Origin of the sequence: Cryobacterium sp. TMT2-42-4, assembly GCF_004402645.1 — a bacterium.
In the GTDB taxonomy this organism is placed as follows: Bacteria; Actinomycetota; Actinomycetes; order Actinomycetales; family Microbacteriaceae; genus Cryobacterium; species Cryobacterium sandaracinum.
This window is the reverse complement of sequence record NZ_SOFT01000015.1, coordinates 18,225-35,554: the sequence shown is the minus strand read 5'-3', so window position 1 is coordinate 35,554 and position 17,330 is coordinate 18,225. Positions and strand designations below refer to the sequence as shown.

20 protein-coding genes are annotated in these 17,330 nt (G+C 68.3%); 17 read left to right on the top strand and 3 right to left on the bottom strand.

Annotated features, from left to right (window positions below):
• Positions 1-63 precede the first annotated feature (63 nt).
• The 13 genes from E3O18_RS04305 to E3O18_RS04245 all read left to right on the top strand — a co-directional run bounded on the left by E3O18_RS04305 (position 64) and on the right by E3O18_RS04245 (position 10,527).
• A complete protein-coding gene (locus E3O18_RS04305; RefSeq protein WP_104100662.1) occupies positions 64-567 on the top strand; it encodes a single-stranded DNA-binding protein in 504 nt (167 codons plus the stop codon).
• A 56-nt stretch (positions 568-623) separates the two neighbouring features.
• Complete coding sequence (gene rpsR / locus E3O18_RS04300) at positions 624-887, top strand: 30S ribosomal protein S18 (RefSeq protein WP_035835236.1); 264 nt, start codon at positions 624-626, stop codon at positions 885-887.
• Positions 888-895: 8 nt separating this feature from the next.
• Positions 896-1,345, top strand: a complete 450-nt coding sequence (rplI, locus tag E3O18_RS04295; protein WP_104100663.1) for a 50S ribosomal protein L9 — start codon at positions 896-898, stop codon at positions 1,343-1,345.
• A gap of 451 nt (positions 1,346-1,796) precedes the next feature.
• The gene (dnaB, locus tag E3O18_RS04290) at positions 1,797-3,188 is read left to right on the top strand and encodes a replicative DNA helicase (RefSeq protein ID WP_134417592.1); all 1,392 of its coding nucleotides are present in this window, start codon (positions 1,797-1,799) and stop codon (positions 3,186-3,188) included.
• A 135-nt stretch (positions 3,189-3,323) separates the two neighbouring features.
• On the top strand, positions 3,324-4,481 hold the full coding sequence (locus tag E3O18_RS04285) for an NAD(P) transhydrogenase subunit alpha (RefSeq protein ID WP_134417590.1): 1,158 nt from the start codon (positions 3,324-3,326) through the stop codon (positions 4,479-4,481).
• A complete protein-coding gene (locus tag E3O18_RS04280; protein ID WP_104099771.1) occupies positions 4,481-4,804 on the top strand; it encodes an NAD(P) transhydrogenase subunit alpha in 324 nt (107 codons plus the stop codon). Before E3O18_RS04285 ends, E3O18_RS04280 begins: the two co-directional genes overlap by 1 nt.
• Positions 4,801-6,174, top strand: coding sequence for an NAD(P)(+) transhydrogenase (Re/Si-specific) subunit beta (locus tag E3O18_RS04275; RefSeq protein WP_134394378.1), 1,374 nt, complete (start codon positions 4,801-4,803; stop codon positions 6,172-6,174). The genes E3O18_RS04280 and E3O18_RS04275 overlap by 4 nt, the downstream gene beginning before the upstream one ends.
• Before the next feature lie 103 nt (positions 6,175-6,277).
• A complete protein-coding gene (locus E3O18_RS04270; protein ID WP_134394379.1) occupies positions 6,278-6,889 on the top strand; it encodes a hypothetical protein in 612 nt (203 codons plus the stop codon).
• A gap of 231 nt (positions 6,890-7,120) precedes the next feature.
• Complete coding sequence (locus tag E3O18_RS04265) at positions 7,121-7,714, top strand: copper resistance protein CopC (RefSeq protein WP_134394380.1); 594 nt, start codon at positions 7,121-7,123, stop codon at positions 7,712-7,714.
• A gap of 70 nt (positions 7,715-7,784) precedes the next feature.
• A complete protein-coding gene (locus tag E3O18_RS04260) occupies positions 7,785-8,330 on the top strand; it encodes a copper chaperone PCu(A)C (RefSeq protein ID WP_134394381.1) in 546 nt (181 codons plus the stop codon).
• Entirely contained in the window at positions 8,327-9,589 is a 1,263-nt protein-coding gene (locus E3O18_RS04255; protein WP_241976488.1) for a Dyp-type peroxidase, read from the top strand. The genes E3O18_RS04260 and E3O18_RS04255 overlap by 4 nt, the downstream gene beginning before the upstream one ends.
• An 87-nt stretch (positions 9,590-9,676) precedes the next feature.
• Complete coding sequence (locus E3O18_RS04250) at positions 9,677-10,276, top strand: DUF308 domain-containing protein (RefSeq protein WP_134417588.1); 600 nt, start codon at positions 9,677-9,679, stop codon at positions 10,274-10,276.
• Entirely contained in the window at positions 10,273-10,527 is a 255-nt protein-coding gene (locus E3O18_RS04245; protein WP_104099765.1) for a hypothetical protein, read from the top strand. The genes E3O18_RS04250 and E3O18_RS04245 overlap by 4 nt, the downstream gene beginning before the upstream one ends.
• 112 nt (positions 10,528-10,639) lie before the next feature.
• Here the strand turns inward: E3O18_RS04245 and purB are convergent, their stop codons facing one another.
• Positions 10,640-12,022, bottom strand: coding sequence for an adenylosuccinate lyase (gene purB / locus E3O18_RS04240; RefSeq protein WP_134394383.1), 1,383 nt, complete (start codon positions 12,020-12,022; stop codon positions 10,640-10,642).
• Positions 12,019-12,546 carry a low molecular weight protein-tyrosine-phosphatase gene (locus E3O18_RS04235; RefSeq protein WP_134398559.1) on the bottom strand — a complete coding sequence of 176 codons (528 nt, stop codon included), beginning with the start codon at positions 12,544-12,546 and terminating at the stop codon, positions 12,019-12,021. The genes purB and E3O18_RS04235 overlap by 4 nt, the downstream gene beginning before the upstream one ends.
• 180 nt (positions 12,547-12,726) lie before the next feature.
• Between E3O18_RS04235 and E3O18_RS04230 the strand changes: the two genes are divergently transcribed.
• Together E3O18_RS04230 and E3O18_RS04225 are read left to right on the top strand one after the other, a co-directional pair.
• Complete coding sequence (locus E3O18_RS04230) at positions 12,727-13,071, top strand: hypothetical protein (protein ID WP_134398560.1); 345 nt, start codon at positions 12,727-12,729, stop codon at positions 13,069-13,071.
• Positions 13,068-14,570 (top strand): hypothetical protein, encoded by a 1,503-nt coding sequence (locus E3O18_RS04225; RefSeq protein WP_134397068.1) that lies wholly within the window; start codon positions 13,068-13,070, stop codon positions 14,568-14,570. Before E3O18_RS04230 ends, E3O18_RS04225 begins: the two co-directional genes overlap by 4 nt.
• Before the next feature lie 18 nt (positions 14,571-14,588).
• Here the strand turns inward: E3O18_RS04225 and E3O18_RS04220 are convergent, their stop codons facing one another.
• Positions 14,589-14,981 carry a phage holin family protein gene (locus tag E3O18_RS04220; RefSeq protein WP_104099761.1) on the bottom strand — a complete coding sequence of 131 codons (393 nt, stop codon included), beginning with the start codon at positions 14,979-14,981 and terminating at the stop codon, positions 14,589-14,591.
• A gap of 99 nt (positions 14,982-15,080) precedes the next feature.
• On the opposite strand from E3O18_RS04220, the gene E3O18_RS04215 reads away from it, so the two are divergent.
• Both E3O18_RS04215 and E3O18_RS04210 read left to right on the top strand, forming a co-directional pair.
• Positions 15,081-16,184 carry a histidinol-phosphate transaminase gene (locus E3O18_RS04215; protein WP_134417586.1) on the top strand — a complete coding sequence of 368 codons (1,104 nt, stop codon included), beginning with the start codon at positions 15,081-15,083 and terminating at the stop codon, positions 16,182-16,184.
• Between the two features lie 40 nt (positions 16,185-16,224).
• The gene (locus E3O18_RS04210) at positions 16,225-17,316 is read left to right on the top strand and encodes a thiamine pyrophosphate-dependent dehydrogenase E1 component subunit alpha (RefSeq protein WP_104169832.1); all 1,092 of its coding nucleotides are present in this window, start codon (positions 16,225-16,227) and stop codon (positions 17,314-17,316) included.
• Positions 17,317-17,330: the final 14 nt, after the last annotated feature.

Sequence of the window (17,330 nt, the reverse complement as noted above, 5' to 3'; positions counted from 1 at the left end):
ACGGCAGAAGCTGTTGCTCCCGCCCCGGCCGCGTCCGCCGACAAGGCAAGCGACAAGTAGCCCGTGGCCGGCGAGACCGTAATTACCGTGGTGGGCAACCTGACCAGCGATCCCGAGCTGCGGTATACGCAGAACGGGCTGGCGGTTGCCAACTTCACCATCGCATCCACTCCGCGCAATTTCGATCGCGCGACCAGTGAGTGGAAAGATGGCGAGTCGCTCTTCCTGCGCGCGAGCGTTTGGCGTGAATTCGCCGAGCACGTGGCTGGTTCACTGACTAAGGGTACCCGTGTCATCGCTTCCGGGCGTCTCAAGCAGCGTTCGTATGAGACGAAGGAAGGCGAGAAGCGAACGAGCATGGAGCTCGAGATCGATGAAATCGGTCCTTCGCTGAAATACGCCACCGCTCAGCTCACTCGCGCGCAGTCCTCGTCTTCTCCTCGAGGCGGTGGCTCACCTGCCGTTGCCTCGAACGACGAGCCCTGGGCCGCCAGCGCCCCCGCCGCGAACACCGGTGGAGATGTCTGGAACACTCCGGGAAACTTCAGCGACGAGACACCCTTCTAAGCCGAGCCGTACAGGCTGTTGGCTGAAAAACACTTCTTTGAGAAAGTAAGGAAATCATGGCTGGAAAGTCGAGCGGCGACCGCCGCAAGCCGCTCCGCGGTGCTAAGGGTGGCAAGAATGCCGCTCCCGCGAAGTCGATCCGGGTTGGTGTCATCGATTACAAAGATGTCCCCACCCTCCGCAAGTTCATCTCCGAGCGTGGAAAGATCCGCGCCCGTCGTATCACCGGTGTTTCCGTTCAGGAGCAGCGTCTCATCGCCCGCGCCGTCAAGAACGCTCGCGAAATGGCGCTGCTGCCCTACGCCGGTTCAGGCAGGTAGGACACCTCATGTCAAAAATCATTCTGACGCACGAGGTCTCCGGCCTCGGTGCACCCGGTGACATCGTCGAGGTCAAGAACGGGTACGCCCGCAACTACCTCTACCCGCAGGGATTTGCTGTTTCCTGGACTCGCGGTGGCGAGAAGCAGATTCAGCAGATCAAGGCCGCTCGTGTAGCCCGCGAGCACGCCACCCTCGAAGAGGCGCAGGCCCTCAAGGCTGCACTCGAGAACGCCAAGGTCAAGTTGGTCGTCAAGGCCGGCGAAGGCGGACGCCTTTTCGGCTCCGTCAAGACCACGGATGTTGCGGATGCAGTTGCCGCAGCGGGTCTCGGTGCCCTCGACAGGCGCAAAATCGAGCTCAGCCCGATCAAGATGACGGGTGAGCACCAGGCAACGGTTCGCCTTCGTGACGAACTGAGTGCGACCATCACATTGCTGGTGGTAGCTGCCAAGTAAGCGTTACAGCGTTACAGCTGTGCACCCGTGTGGCGGTGGGTTCCGAAGGGAACCCACCGCTACACCTGTTTAAGCGATGCCGCACACCCAATTGGGGGTGATTTCAGTCCCAGAACATGAGGTGCTGTACACAGGTCTTCCCACACCTCGACAAGATTCAACACGTACTTTAGACAGGTTTTCTTCACCCCATTGTGAATAGAATTAATGCCTGATCAAATCGTATTTATCTGCTGAAAAACTAAAGTTGTCCACAGTTGATTCCACAGCTTGTGCACAAGACACGCGGCGTTTCGCCCAGATTCTCCACAGGCTTATCCACAGGGTGGTTTGTTCTCCGCTGAGCCGGGTCCGTATGGTGAGCACGCGGCCGCAATCGGGGTATGCACAGTGCCCGGCAGCGATGTCGGTGGGCCCTGATAGAACTGCACCACAAGTAAAGGAGGCACAAGTGTCGATCTCTCACTTGGGTCTGGCGGACAAGCGCGGGGCAGACTCACGCGGCGGACTGGAAGCCCGGCACACCGAGCGCACGCTCCCGCACGACCTCCTGGCCGAGCAGAGCGCGCTCGGCGGCATGATGCTGAGCAAGGATGCCGTCGCCGACGTCGTCGAGACCGTGCGCGCCTCAGACTTTTACATTCCCAAGCACGAGATCATCTTCGACGCGATTCTGTCGCTCTACGCGCAGGGCGAGCCGACCGACGTCATCGCCGTCACCGACGAGCTCACCAAGCTCGGCGAACTATCCCGGGCCGGCGGCGCCGACTACTTGCACACGCTCACGAGCCTCGTGCCGACCGCGGCCAACGCCGGTTTCTACTCTTCGATCGTCGCCGAGCGCGCCCTCCTCCGGCGCCTCGTCGAGGTCGGCACCCGCATCGCCCAGATGGGTTATTCCGGTGAGGGCGAGGTGTTGGATCTGGTCAATACCGCCCAGGCCGAGGTCTATGCCGTCACGGGTGGCAGCGAAACCGAAGACTATGTGCCGCTGACCGATGCGGTCACAGCCGCGATCGAGGAGATCGAGGCTGCCAAGCTCAAGGACGGTCAGATGACCGGTGTCCCCACCGGCTTCGCCGATATGGACGAGCTGACCAACGGCTTCCATCCCGGCCAGCTGATCATCGTGGCGGCCCGTCCGGCGCTGGGTAAGTCCACGCTCGCCCTCGACTTCGCCCGGGCAGCCTCCATCAAGCACGACATGCCCAGCATTTTCTTCTCCCTGGAAATGGGCCGCAGCGAAATCGCGATGCGTCTGCTCGCGGCCGAAGCATCCGTGCCCTTGCAGAGCATGCGCAAGGGCGCCGTCGACGCGCGCGACTGGACCACCATTGCCGCCACCCGCGGTCGTATCAACGACGCCCCGCTTTACATCGACGACAGCCCCAACATGACCCTGGTCGAGATCCGGGCCAAGTGCCGCCGGCTGAAGCAACGGGTCGGCCTCAAGATGGTCATCATCGACTACCTGCAGCTGATGACGTCGGGCAAGAAGGTCGAGTCGCGCCAGCAGGAGGTCAGTGAGTTCTCCCGCGCGCTCAAGTTGATGGCCAAGGAGCTACAGGTTCCCGTCATCGCCCTCTCCCAGCTCAACCGTGGTCCCGAACAGCGCGCGGACAAGATGCCGGCCATCTCAGACCTGCGCGAGTCCGGTTCGCTCGAGCAGGACGCCGACATGGTCATCCTGCTGCACCGCGAGAGCGCGTACGAGAAGGACAATCCGCGTGCCGGCGAGGCGGACCTGATCGTCGCCAAGCACCGTAACGGCCCCACGCGCACCGTCACGGTCGCGTTCCACGGCCATTACTCCCGCTTCGCCGATATGGTGCCGGGCGCCTGACACCCACCCCAGCGCGGTCATATTCTCCGGGCGGCACGCGAATCCCACTACGCTACGAACGGGGACGAAAGTGCCGCGCAAGCGTTCGGATCGGTCCGTTCTCGCTCGTGGCCGTTCGCCACGAAGGAGACGCGCGTGAGAGTCGGCATCGGACGAGAACGCCTGCAGGGTGAGCGCCGCGTCGCGGCGACCCCCGAGACAGTAACCCAGCTCACCACCCTTGGACTCGAGGTCCTGGTTGAGTCCGGTGCGGGCGCCCCTTCCGGTCACGGCGACGCCGCCTACACGGATGCCGGTGCCGCCGTTGTGACGCACCTCACCCCGGGCGACCTCGATGTCTACTGCCACGTGCGCCCCCTCGCCCCGGAGTTCGCGGCTACTCTCCGCCCCGGCACGATCACGGTCGGCCTGGCGTCGCCGGCCTCCGAGCTGGCCACCGTCGCCGCCCTGGCCGCGGCCGGCGCGACGGCCTTCGCCCTCGAGCTGGTTCCGCGCATCTCGCGCGCCCAGTCGATGGACGCGCTCACGTCCCAATCGCTGGTCTCCGGCTACCGAGTGGTGCTCGAGGCGGCCATCCGATTCCCCCGCTTCTTCCCGCTCTACATGACCGCAGCCGGCACGATTCCGCCGGCACGAGTGCTCGTGCTCGGGGCCGGCGTGGCCGGACTGCAGGCCATCGCCACGGCCAAGCGCCTGGGTGCCCGGGTCTCGGCCTACGACGTGCGCCCGGCCTCGGCCGATGAGGTCACCTCCATGGGCGGCACCTTCGTCGACCTCGACCTGGACGCCGTCGAGGGTGCGGGTGGCTACGCCCGGGAACTGAGCGAAGACCGTGCCGTGCGCCAGCGCGAACTGCTCGCACCCTACGTGGCCGCAGCCGACGTCATGATCACCACGGCGGCCATCCCCGGTCGCGCGGCCCCGCTGCTCGTCACCCACGAGATGGTGGCCGCGATGCGTCCGGGCTCGGTCGTGATCGACCTGGCCGCCGAGACCGGCGGGAACGTCGAGGGTGTTCTCGCCGGTGTGGACACCCTGGTGCCCACCCAGGCCGGTGACGGCTCCGTCACGCTCGTGGGCATGAAGGACGCCCCCTCCACGATGCCGGCGGACGCCTCGCGGCTTTTCGCCAAGAACGTGGCCAACCTGCTCGCTTTGATGACCGTCGACCGCACGGTGGCGCCCGATTTCACGGACGAGGTCGTCGCCGGAGCCTGCCTGACGCATGACGGCACCATCCGGCACGAACCCACGGCCGCCGCCGTGGCCGCCGCCGCGACAGGAGAACACTGATGGATCCGATCACCCTACTGACCGTCGTCGTGCTGGCGGTCTTCGTCGGCTTCGAGGTCGTCTCGAAGGTCTCGAGCACCCTGCACACCCCACTGATGAGCGGGGCGAACGCCATCCACGGCATCATCCTGATCGGCGCCATCATCGTCGCCGGGCAGACCCTGGAGCCGTGGCTGCTCGCGGTCGCCCTGCTCGCCGTGGTGATGGCCACCGCGAATCTCGTCGGCGGCTTCGTCGTGACCGACCGGATGCTCAAAATGTTCGCCCCCCGCAAACCGGCCGGCGCCGGCCCGAAGACCGATCCGAAGGACGCGACGAAATGAGCCTGCTCAGCCCCGAGTGGACCAGCCTGCTCTACCTGATCGCCGCGGTCTGTTTCATCCTGGCCCTGCGCGGGCTCTCCTCGCCGAAGACCGCCCGCCGCGGCAACCTGATCGGGGCCGCCGGCGCGCTGCTGGCCGTGATCACCGTCTTCCTCTCCGCCCGGATCGAGAACATCCCGGCCATCCTCATCGCCATCGCGGTGGGGTCGGCGATCGCCGCCCCGATCTCGCGGCGCGTGGAGATGACGCAGATGCCCCAGCTCGTCGCGCTGTTCAACGGCGTCGGCGGCGGTGCCGCGGCACTGGTCGCCGTGCTGGAGCTCGGCAGCACCGACAGCCCGTGGAGCAAGGTGGCCGTGGTCTTCACGATGCTCATCGGCGCCGTCTCGTTCTCCGGCTCCGCGGTCACCGTCGGCAAGCTGCAGGGTCTGATCAGCTCCAGGCCGCTCATCTTCCCGGGCCTCGCGATCGTGATGGGCGGCATCGTGCTGGCCGCCCTTGTGGCCGGAGGCTTCGTCGTCGCCACCGGTGCGGCGGGTTGGGCTATCGGCCTGCTCGTCCTGGGACTGCTCGTCGGGGCGCTGCTCGTGCTCCCCGTCGGCGGGGCCGACGTGCCGATCGTGATTTCCCTGCTCAACGCCTTCACCGGTCTGGCCGTCGCGGCCTCCGGCATCGTCCTCGGCAACCTGCTCCTCGTGGTGGCCGGCACCCTCGTGGGCGCCAGCGGCACGATCCTTACCCGGGCGATGGCATCCGCCATGGGTCGCGGCGTGAGCGGGATCCTGTTCGGGGCGTTCAAGGGCGGTTCCACCGCCGGGTCGACCGCCCAGAGCGACCGGCCCGTGCGCAGCTCCAATGCGGAAGACGTCGCCGTGCTGCTCAACTACGCCCAGCGTGTGGTCATCGTGCCCGGCTATGGCCTCGCCGTGGCGCAGGGCCAGCACACCATCGCCGAACTCGCCACCACCCTCGAGGCGCGCGGCATCGAGGTCGTCTTCGCCATCCACCCGGTGGCCGGGCGCATGCCCGGGCACATGAACGTGCTTCTCGCCGAGGCGAATGTGCCCTATGAGGCGCTCAAGGAGATGGCCGAGGTCAACCCCGAGTTCAAGAACACGGATGTCGCCCTCGTCGTCGGCGCCAACGACGTGGTCAACCCGGCCGCGAAGACGTCGCCCGGCTCGCCGATCTACGGCATGCCGATCCTCGACGTCGGTGATGCCCGGCAGGTGGTGTTCCTCAAACGGTCGATGCGTCCCGGTTTCGCCGGCATCGAGAACGAGCTGCTCTACGACCCGAGGACGACGCTGCTGTTCGGCGACGCCAAGGACTCTCTGACGAAGGTGCTCGGCGCGGTCAACGCGCTCTGAGTTCGGCGCCCGCCCGGCCCCGGCGCACAGGTCAGGGCGGTAGGGTTCAGTCAGGGACTCGACCCTGACCCCGATCGGGGCGGTGCCGGTGCGAGGGAGAGCCATGACGAGCAGGTGGGCGCGATTCGGTCGTGGCTGGCTGACCGCATCCGTCGCCGTCTTCGCGGCCGCCCTCTCGCACATCGCCGGCGGCGGCAACGCTCCCGGCTGGCTCAGCGTGGGTCTGGCCCTCGCCTTCGCGGGGATCGCGTCCGTGCTGTTGGCCGGCACAAGCTTGTCTCTGCTGCGCCTCTCCCTCTCCGTCGGGGTCAGCCAGCTTCTGCTGCACGTTCTATTCGGCCTCGGCGGGGCCTCGCGCGCGACGATGACGAGCACCTCCCATCACGGCGCCGTCACCCTGGCCGACGCGACCCCCCACGTGATGCACGCGGTCGGCGCCCTGCCTGGTGGCTGGATGTGGGTGGCACACGCCCTGGCCGCCCTCGTCACCATCGCCGCCCTGTACCGCGGCGAGAAGTCGTTCTGGGCGCTGCTCGAGGAGACGACGATCCGTCTCATCGCGGTCTTGATCGAACGCCTCGCTCCGGCGCAGATCGGAACGGATGCGGCGACGGTGCGCCCTGCTTTCCGCCGGGTCTTCGTGCCGGCCGATCTCGGCGTACTGCTCTCCAGTGTGCTCCGCCGCGGTCCGCCCCTGCGCGCCCTGGCACAGTGAGGCTCTGACCTTCTCACCCGTGCGCTCTGATCCCGATGCGCTGCACCCTACGCGCGACCCGCTGACCCGCTGACCTGCTGACCCGCGGACGCTTTGACACCTGGCCCGAACGATTCCGTTCGACCTCAGTGAGGTCGTCGGCGTCTGCGCACCCGGCCACCGGCACGTCTGTGCGCGGTGAATCCTCCGTCGCACCGATCCATCTCTTCCCTCCACGAATCGGAGATTCCAATGATTTTTGCCCTACCGCGACGCCCGGCAGCAGCCGTTTTCCTGACCCTGGCCGTGATCGCTCTGTCCATATACAGCCCAGTGGCTCCGGCGGCCGATGCGCACGACCAGGTGGCGTTGACCGTGCCGGCCGACGGTGAGAACGTCGACCTCGCTCCCGCCGAGATCGTCATCACGTTCACGGACGACATCCTCGAGGTCGGCGCCATCGTCATGGTCGTCGATACCGAGGACAAGAACTGGGCAGAGGGCGACATGCGGCTCGACGGGCCGCAGGCCATTCAGCCGGTGGCGGCTGACCTGCCTGACGGTGCCTACGACGTGCGCTGGCGGGTCGTGTCCGCCGACGGTCACCCGGTCTCTGGCGCCTTCGCCTTCACCGTGGGCGCCGCGGCCCAGCCCCGGTCGCAGTCGACCGCGGGTGCAACCGCGTCGCCGGACCCGTCCGGCGAGGCGGCATCCGCCGCCTCGGAAGAGACCGCCGACGGAACGGGACTCCCGGTGGTCGCGGTGGGTCTCCTCGGTGCCCTCGGAGGGCTGGCCGCCGTCGCTCTGTTCATTGCCTGGCGAGCCAGGCGCCGCGGCAACCCGTGAAAAACCTGAAGCACCTGAAGCACCGCATCGTTTCCCGACCACCCAATGCACCACACCAGGAGAACCGCTCATGAAGCTCAACACCGTTCCCACCCGTCTCGTCGTTGCCGCCGCCGCTCTGATGCTGGCCCTCTCGGGCTGCGCCGGCGCGACCGAGGCACCCGCGGCGACGACCGACAACGCCACCTCGGCCGACACCCTAACCATGACGGATGCCTGGGTCAAGGCGAGCGAGTCCGGCATGACCGGCGCCTTTGGCCTGCTCGAGAACTCCGGACCCGACGACATCACGGTCGTCTCAGCCGAGACTTCCGCGGCCTCGATGATCGAACTTCACGAAACCGTCGCCAACGACGCCGGCGACATGGTCATGCAGGAGAATCCGGATGGCTTCGTGGTGCCGGCCGGCGGCTCCATTGAACTCGTCCCTGGCGGCCGTCACATCATGCTGATGGGGCTCACCGGCCCGCTCGCCGCCGGCGATGAGGCCGCCTTCACCCTCGACCTCGCCGACGGGTCGAGCCTGGACTTCTCGGCCCCGGTGAAGGACTACACCGGCGCCAACGAAACATACGAGGGCGACACCGAAACGGACATGGATACCGACAACCAGTGAGTTCTCTCACAGAGAGTGAACGGAGCGGACCGTCCGAATCGTCCGCGCAGTCGGGCCGCCGGCTCAGCCGGCGCCACCTTCTTCTGGGTGGTGCCGCCGCCGGGATCGGTGCGGCCGGAGCCATGGGCATCGACCGCTTGGCCCAGGCCGGGATCGGCGGTTCTACGGCTCCGTCGGTGCCGCTCTTTCGCGGCACCGACGCCGTGCCCTTCTTCGGAGTGCACCAGGCCGGGGTGGACACCGACCCGCAAACCCAGGTCACGTTCGTGGCGCTCAACCTGCTCGCGCAGATCGACCGGGCCGCGCTGCGGCGGATGATGCGCATCCTGACCGACGATGCCGCCCGGCTCACCCAGGGCGAGGGCGCCCTGGCCGACTCGGAACCCGAGCTGGCCGTCGTGCCGGCCCGGCTGACGGTCACCTTCGGCTTCGGCCCCGGCCTCGTCGCCGTCACCGGGGGAGAGGCTCCCGGCTGGCTGAGGCCCCTGCCCGCATTCACGATCGACCGGCTCCAGCCGGAGTGGAACGACGGTGACCTGCTGCTGCAGATCGCCGCCGACGACCCGATGACGGTCGCCCATGCCACCCGAATGCTGCTGAAGGACCTGCGCTCCTTCGCGTCGGTGCGGTGGGTTCAGTCCGGCTTCCGCCGAGCGGCCGGTTCGGAGATGCCCGGCACCACCATGCGCAACCTGTTCGGCCAGGTGGACGGCACCGCGAACCCGGCCGCCGGAACGGCCGACTTCAATGCCTTGGTCTGGGGCACGGCCTCCGGTCCCGGCTGGCTGGTCGGTGGAACCAGCCTCGTCCTGCGTCGGATCAGCATGAACCTCGACACGTGGGATGGGCTCGACCGCTCGGGCCGCGAGTCCGCGGTCGGACGCACTCTCGCCGTCGGGGCGCCGCTCACGGGCACGAAGGAGTGCGACGAGCCCGACTTCACGGCGACGAACGCGCTCGGGTTCCCGGTCATCCCCGAGTACTCCCACCTGCGTCGGGCCCGGTCGGAGGACCGGTCCCAGCGCATCCACCGCCGCGGCTACAACTATGACGACGCGCCTCAGGGTTCCGGCGTCTCCAACTCCGGACTGCTGTTCGCGTGTTTCCAGGCGGATGTCGACGCGCAGTTCGTGCCCATCCAACAGCGCCTCGACACCCTCGACCTGCTCAACCAGTGGACCACCCCGATCGGTTCCGCGGTGTTCGCGATTCCGCCGGGATGCGCGACGGACGGCTACATCGGCGACACCCTGTTCTGACCGATCTGCGCACCGGGGCCCAGCGGGCGGCCAGGGCCGCCCGCGTAGACTGTATCCGTCTCAACCCGCAATGAAAGAGGTCGCCGCGTGGCGAACGCCCAGGCTCCACACTCCTCCACCGGCCGGTACTGGCCGGTGCCGGTGCTGCGGGCCGCCCTCACCCTTGTGCCGGCGGCCGCGATCACCTTCAACGCCGATCATTCGGCGGAATTCGGCCTTTTCGTGTTCGGCGCCTTCGCGCTACTCAGCGGCCTCACGGTGGGTCTGCTCAGCCGGCGCATGCTGGCCGATCCGCGGGAGCGGTCCCTCTTTGTGGTGCAGGGCGCAGTAGGTGTCGTCGCCGGCCTCCTCGCGCTGCTCTACCACGCGGGCGGACTCGGTTTCTTCCTCTTCCTAGTCTCGGTCTGGGCGGCGGTGACCGGTTTCCTCGAGCTGTACAGCGGCATCCGTGCGCGTCGGCGCGACCCGGCCGACCGTGACTGGCTGCTGGTCGGCGCCGTCACCGTCCTGCTGGCCGTGATCTTCCTGCTGCTGCCGCCCAACGCAGTGGTATCGGTCGGCCTGTTCGGCGCCTACCTCGTGATGCTCGGCGTCTACCTCGCCATCGCCGGGTTTTCCCTCAAGTGGTCCGGCACGGATGCCGCCCGCGCCCTCACGGCCTCACCCAACGATTCGGACACCCTGTGACCCAGAACACCCCGCGCACGCCCAGCCGTTCCGAGAAGCTCAAGCCGATCGAGCTCGTCGGCTTCTCGGCCGTGATGGCCGTGTTCCTCGGCCTGGTCGTGCTGATGAGCACCCGGGACGTGGTGCTGGCGTTGATCGGTTTCGGTGGCACGTTCATCCTCGTGCTCGTCGTGATCGCGATGCTCGTGCTCGGCATGAAGCCGAACCCGGCCGAGAGGTCCGACCTCGACGAGCAGGACCGGGGCCTTTGAACTGAGGCGCCGTGCGTACTCCGACGCCACGAGCATTCTGACGCCGCGCGTGAGGTACGCCGCTGCGCAGGTGGCACGCCACCAGCGGAGCGGCGCAGCACCCGCGCAGCCGCTAGGTCAGGTAGTCGAGAAGCGGGTCCGCGAGACCCACGTAGCTGCCCGGGGTCAGCGCGAGCAGTCGCGCCTTGGCGGCGTCGCCGATCTCCAGTCCGGTGACGAAGTCCACCAGATCGTCCCGGTTGATCCGCTTGCCCCGGGTGAGCTCCTTGAGCAGGGCGTAGGGGTCCTCGATCGTAGAGCGCCCCGCCGACACCTCGGCGCGGATCACGGTCTGGATCGCCTCGCCGAGGATCTCCCAGTTGGCGTCGAGGTCCCGGGCGAGCATGGCGCGGTCGATGTCGATTTCGCTGAGGCCGCGCAGAATGTTGTCGAGGGCGAGCAGGGAGTGCCCGAAGCCCACGCCGATGTTGCGCTGGGTGGTGGAGTCGGTCAGGTCGCGCTGCAGCCGCGAGGTCACCAGTGTCGCCGCGAGCGAGTCGAGGATCGCGCTGGACAGCTCGAGGTTGGCCTCCGCATTCTCGAAACGGATGGGGTTGATCTTGTGCGGCATGGTCGATGAGCCGGTGGCCCCGACCTGCGGGATCTGGCGGAAGTAGCCGAGCGAGATGTAGGTCCAGACATCCGTCGCCAGGTTGTGCAGCACCCGGTTCGCGTGGGAGACGCGCGAGTAGAGCTCGGCCTGCCAATCGTGGGACTCGATCTGGGTGGTCAGCGGGTTCCAGGTGAGCCCGAGACCCTCGACGAAGCCGCGCGACACGGCCGGCCAGTCGACGGCGGGATCGGCCGCGACGTGGGCGGCAAAGGTGCCGGTGGCACCGCTGAATTTGCCCAGGTACTCGCTGTCCTCGACCTGCTGGACCAGGCGTTCGAGCCGGTAGACGAAGACCGCGAGCTCCTTTCCCACCGTGGTGGGTGTCGCCGGCTGGCCGTGTGTGCGGGCCAGCATGGAATCGGCGCGGTATTCGAGGGCGCGCAGGCGCAGGGCGCCGATGACGGCGCGAAACTTGGGCAGCCAGACCTCGCGCACGGCGTCGCTCACGGTCAGTGCGTAGGACAGGTTGTTGATGTCCTCGCTGGTGGCGGCGAAGTGGGTGAGCTCGCTGATGTGGTCGAGGCCCAGCGTGCTCAGGCGGCGGCGCACGAGGTACTCGACGGCCTTCACGTCGTGCCGGGTGGTGGCTTCCAGCACGGCCAACTCGTCGATCTCGGTCTGGCCGAAGTCGGTGACCAGAGCGCGCAGGCCGAGCTTCTGCTCGGCGTTCAGCGGCACGGAGCCGAACAGGCTGCGGTCGGTGAGGGTGATCAGCCACTCCACCTCGACCTGCACCCGGGCCCGGTTGAGACCTGCCTCGGATAGGTACTCGCCCAGTTCGGTGACGGCGGCGCGGTAGCGGCCATCGAGTGGGCTGAGGACCTGGGGCGGTAATGGACTCATCGGTCTCCCTGTCGGATTGCGGGTGCAAGTTGCGCGAAGAGCGCTTCATTTGCGCTCTCAATCATGCCAAGAACCGTGTCAAAGAAAGCATCGTCGGAATAGTAGGGGTCGGGAACGTCCAGCAGGGCAGCCTGGGCCGCATCGAAACTGAGCAGCAGGCGCACCTTGCTGCGGTCACGCTCGGTCGTGGCCCAGTTGCGCAGAATCCGTTCCTGGGCGCGGTCGAGCACCACGACGAGGTCGAGGTCGGCAAACCACTCGGGGTCGAACTGGCGGGCCCGATGATGCCTGCCGTCGTAGCCGCGGGTGGCCAGGGCGGCGATCGTGCGCTGATCCGCCTGCTCGCCGACATGCCAGTCGCCGGTGCCGGCGGAGCTGGTGGTGATCAAGCGACCCAGGCCGGAGCGGGTGATCAGGTCGCGAAGCATGACTTCGGCCATCGGCGAACGGCAGATGTTTCCGGTGCAGACGAAAATAATGCGGAACGGTGTCGACTCATCGGGTGTGATCGACACAATGTCCATCTCCCCATTGTGTTGCACCCGGCCCCCTCCCCAGCCGCCGCCGTGCGGCATGTTCCGTGAACTCTCGGATTCGCAGCGACCTCGTCTGCCGGGGGTGGCACGCTCACTGGCAGCGAATCCGCAGCGCGCAGAAGGGCGGAGATGGAGATTCCGGGCGGCACCAGCTCGACTTGCACGATCGTGACTCACTACGCGCTGGAGGCGCGCCTGGACGAACTTCGGCAGCGACGGATGCTGCTGCGCCTGCTGCGCGACGACGTCGACAGGGCGGCGGGCCAGCTCACGGCCGGCGATTTGACCGGCTCGTGGCGCTCAGAGGCCCAGCGGGGCTACGATCGCCAGCGCAGCGATCTCGCCGGCGAGCTCCGCCGAGCCGCCGGGCTCCTCGACGCCGCCCTCACCGAGGTGGTGGCCGCGATCGATCAGGTTGGGGCTACTCTGGCCGAGGCCGAAGCCGAGGCCCGGACCCGGGCGCCGGTCCCGGCCCGGGCACCCGGCCCGGCTCCGCCCCGGGCGGAGCGATGACGGGGGAGCGGCCTGGCGGCCACGGCGACACCCTGATCCTGTCCGGCGGCGGGAGCACGCTCGTCGCCACCGACACGCTGCTGGCCGAGGCGGTGCGGCTGCGGCTGCTTCAGGGCGACGCCGAGGACTGGCTGGTGCGGGTGGCACGCATCCAGGCACTGGATTCGGACCAGCCCCTCGGTCCGGTGATGAGCCTGCCCAACGCCGGGATGAACGTGTTCGCGGCCCGCTCCGCCCTGGAGCGAGTCGCGGAGCGCAGCCAGACCCTCGCCGACGCTCTCATCGCGGCGGCGGAGGGCTACGGCAGGGCCGAGCGCCTGCGGGACTGGGGAGCAAGCCTCTCCGGGGCCTGGCTGGGCTCCACCCTCGGGCTGCTGGCACCTCTTCTGGCCCTCGCGGCCGTGCCCGGACTCACGGTCGGCGTAGTGGGGCTGGTGCTCGGCGGTCTGCTCACCGGCCGGCGTCCGGGAGACGCGCCCGCCGAGATCGGCGCCTGGGTACACGCGCATCCGCGGGCCCTGACCAACCCGGTTTTGGTCGAGGCGGTGCGGGTGATCGTCTCCTCGGCCGACGACGCGGCCACCGGTCGTGCCGGGGTGCCGTTCCCGGTGTCACTGGCCCTCGGCGACGAGGGCCTCGGCCTGCTCGGTGTCACGACGACCGCGGCGGGCCTGGTCGGGCTCGCCCGCCCCCTCGGCCTGCTGCGCGAGACTCCCGTGTCGGTGGAGCGGCTCGACGGCGGGACCCGCCCCCTCGGCCCGCCGCCTGCGGGTGCCGCGCGGCCCGGCGCCGCTCACCCCGGCCGGCCCGTCGCTCCGCCGGCCGGATTCGGGGACCTGGCTGCCCGCATCCCCTCGGTGTCGGAGGACGCCCCGCAGATGCGCATCGAGCGTTATGGCGGTCCGGACGACGCATCCTGGGTGGTCTACATCGGCGGCACCGCGGCGTGGAGCCCGGTCGCCGGGGAACAACCGTGGGACCTCACCTCCAACCTCGCCGCCCTCGCCGACCAGGGCTCCGGCTCCTATCGGGCGGTCGTCGAGGCCATGCGGGAGGCAGGGGTGGCGCCGAGCGACCCGGTGGTTCCGGTGGGCCACTCGCAAGGCGGGTTGGTCGCGGCGCAGCTCGCGGCGTCCGGGGACTTCAACACCGTCGCGGTGGTGACCTTTGGGGGACTCACCGCCCAAGTGGCCCTGCCCGCAGACGTGGAGGCCGTCATGGTCGAGCACACCGACGACCTCGTCCCGGCCCTGGGGGGCACGGCCGCCGGCGACGATGAGCGCTTGGTGGTGCGGCGCGAGGTGTTCGCTGAGACGGAGGTGCCGCTCGACCGGCCGCTGCCGGCTCACGCCCTCACCGCCTACCGGGACACCGGGCGGCTCATGGACGGCTCCGAGGAACCACGATTGCAGGAGTTTCGGGAGACCCTCGGGACGATCCTCGGCACGGAAGCCGGCGAGTCCTCCCGGTGGCGGGGCATCCGCCTGGCCGACGGCTGACCCGACGGCTGGAGATCGCTACGAGCGGGGGGTGACCGGTCGGATCAACACGCCGAGAATCCAGCTGATGATGCCCAGCACGAGTGCGCCGAGCACACCCCACCAAAAATCGTCCACCACGAGCCCGAAGCCGACCAGGCCCGAGAACCAGGCCACGATCATCAGCAGGAAACCATTCACGATCAAGGAGATCAGGCCGAGCGTGAGGATGTAGACCGGGAACGCGACAACCCGCACGAAGCCGCCGATCACACTGTTGACGAGGCCGAAGACCAGCGCGACCAGCAGATAGGTGGCGATCAGGGCGGTCGTGCCCTCGGCGAACGGGTCGACCCGCACCCCGCTGACGAGCAGGGTCGTGAGCCACAGGGCGACGGAGTTGAGGATCAGCTTGATCAGGAATCTGGCCATGACTCCACTATGGCATCGCCGGTGACTGGTCGCACGGAGAGGACAGCCCGAAGCCTGACCATGCGGCCACGTGAATATGCCGCGGCGTAGAATCGCCGAGTGAGCCCATCAGACCCGCCCTCGGTCCGCCTGCGCCCCGAGATTGTCGCCCTCCCGGCCTATCGGCAGGGTCAAGCTGCCGCTGCCAGTGCGTTCAAACTCTCGAGCAACGAGAACCCCTTCGATCCGCTGCCCGGCGTCATCGCCGCCGTGAACGCCGAGACCGCGTACAACCGGTACCCGGATGCCTCGGCGCTGGCCCTGCGCGAACGGCTGGCCACGCAGTTCGGCCGGAGCGTCGACGAGGTGCACATCGGGGCCGGCTCCGTGGCCCTCCTGGCCCAGCTCATCCTCGCCGCCGCGGGACCGGGTGACGAGGTGCTCTACTCGTGGCGCTCCTTCGAGGCCTACCCCGGCCTGGTCACCGTCGCCGGTGCCACGAGCGTGCAGGTCCCGAACCGGGCCGACCATGGCCACGACCTGCCCGAGATGGCCACCCGCATCACGGACCGTACCCGCGTCGTCATCATCTGCAGCCCGAACAATCCGACCGGCACCGCCGTCACGGGCGACGAGTTCGAATCGTTCATGGCGGTCGTCCCGCCGGACCTCCTCGTCATCCTCGATGAGGCCTACTGCGAGTTCGTCACCGACCCCGAGGCGGTTACCGGGCTGCCACTGCTGTCCCGATTCCCGAACCTGGTCGTGCTACGCACCTTCTCCAAGGCCTACGGCCTGGCCGGCCTGCGCGTCGGCTACGCCCTCGGTCCCGTCGCCGTGCTCGACGCAGCGAGGTCCACCGCGATCCCGCTCTCGGTCACAGGTGTTGCCGGCGCGGCCGCGATCGCCTCTCTCGACGCCGCCGACCAGCTGCTGCGGCGGGTGCGTGCCCTGACCGAGCGGCGCGACCGGGTCTGGCGCCTGCTGGGCGAGCAGGGCTGGAACATTCCGGTGCCTCAGGGAAACTTCATCTGGCTGCCCACCGCCGAGGACACCGCCGACATCGCCGATGTCCTGTCGGCCGTCGGCCTGATCGTGCGCCCGTTCCCCGAGGGCATCCGAATTTCGATCGGTGAGGAAGAATCCGTGGGGAAGCTCCTGGGCATTTGCGCCGATATTGTTGACGATCTACCAACGGGGCACCCAGCCCGGAAGCTAGGTTAGTACGGTGTCAGCGACCCTGAATGCCTCTCCCACGGTGCGAATGCTCTCCCCGGAGGGTGTCTTCGCCCCGAGTGATTCCGCGGCCGAGTTCCTGCCCTACCTCGATCGACTGACCGAGGCCGACCATCGGCGGTTCTACCGCGACATGGTGGTGGTGCGCCGGTTCGACACCGAGGCCGCGAACCTGCAGAGGCAGGGCCAACTGGCCCTCTGGGTGCCCAGCCACGGCCAGGAGGCCGCCCAGGTCGGCTCCGCCTACGCAACCCGGCCGCAGGACCACGTGTTCCCGTCCTATCGCGAGCACGTCGTCGGCATGATCCGCGGACTCGACCCCGTCGATATCCTGCGGATGCTGCGCGGCGTCACCCTCGGCGGCTGGACCCCCGAGGACCACGGCAACTTCCACCTCTACACCCTGGTGCTGGCCTCGCAGACCCTGCACGCCACGGGCTACGCGATGGGCATGCAGCTCGACGGCGCGACCGCGACCGGCAACCCCGAGACCGACCAGGCCGTCATCGTGTACTACGGCGATGGAGCTTCGTCGCAGGGCGACGCCAACGAGGCGCTCGTCTTCGCCGCCAGCTACCAGACCCCGCAGGTCTTCTTCCTGCAGAACAACCACTGGGCCATCTCGGTGCCCGTGACCCGGCAGTCCCGCACACCGCTCTACCTGCGTGCCGCCGGCTTCGGCATGCCCGGCACCCAGATCGACGGCAACGACGTGCTCGCCAGTTTCGCGGTGACGGCCAAGCACCTGGACGACGCCCGCGCCGGCCACGGCCCCGCCCTGATCGAGGCCCTGACCTACCGAGTCGGCGCCCACACCACGGCCGACGACCCCACCAAGTACCGCGACCCGGAGCAGCTGGCCTACTGGGTGGCCCGCGACCCGATCGTGCGCTTCCGCAGCTACCTGCAGGGCCTGGGCGTCGAGCAGGAGTTCCTCGACGCCGTCGACGAGGAGGCCGACGACTACGCCGCGGATGTGCGCCGCAGGGCCCTCGACATCCACTCCCCGGAGAAGGCCGTCATCTTCGACAACGTCTACGCCGAACCCCACCCGTTGATCCAGGAACAGAAGGCCTGGCTCGACCACTACGAGGCATCCTTCGAAGGAGGCGACGCATGAGCGACACGATCGTG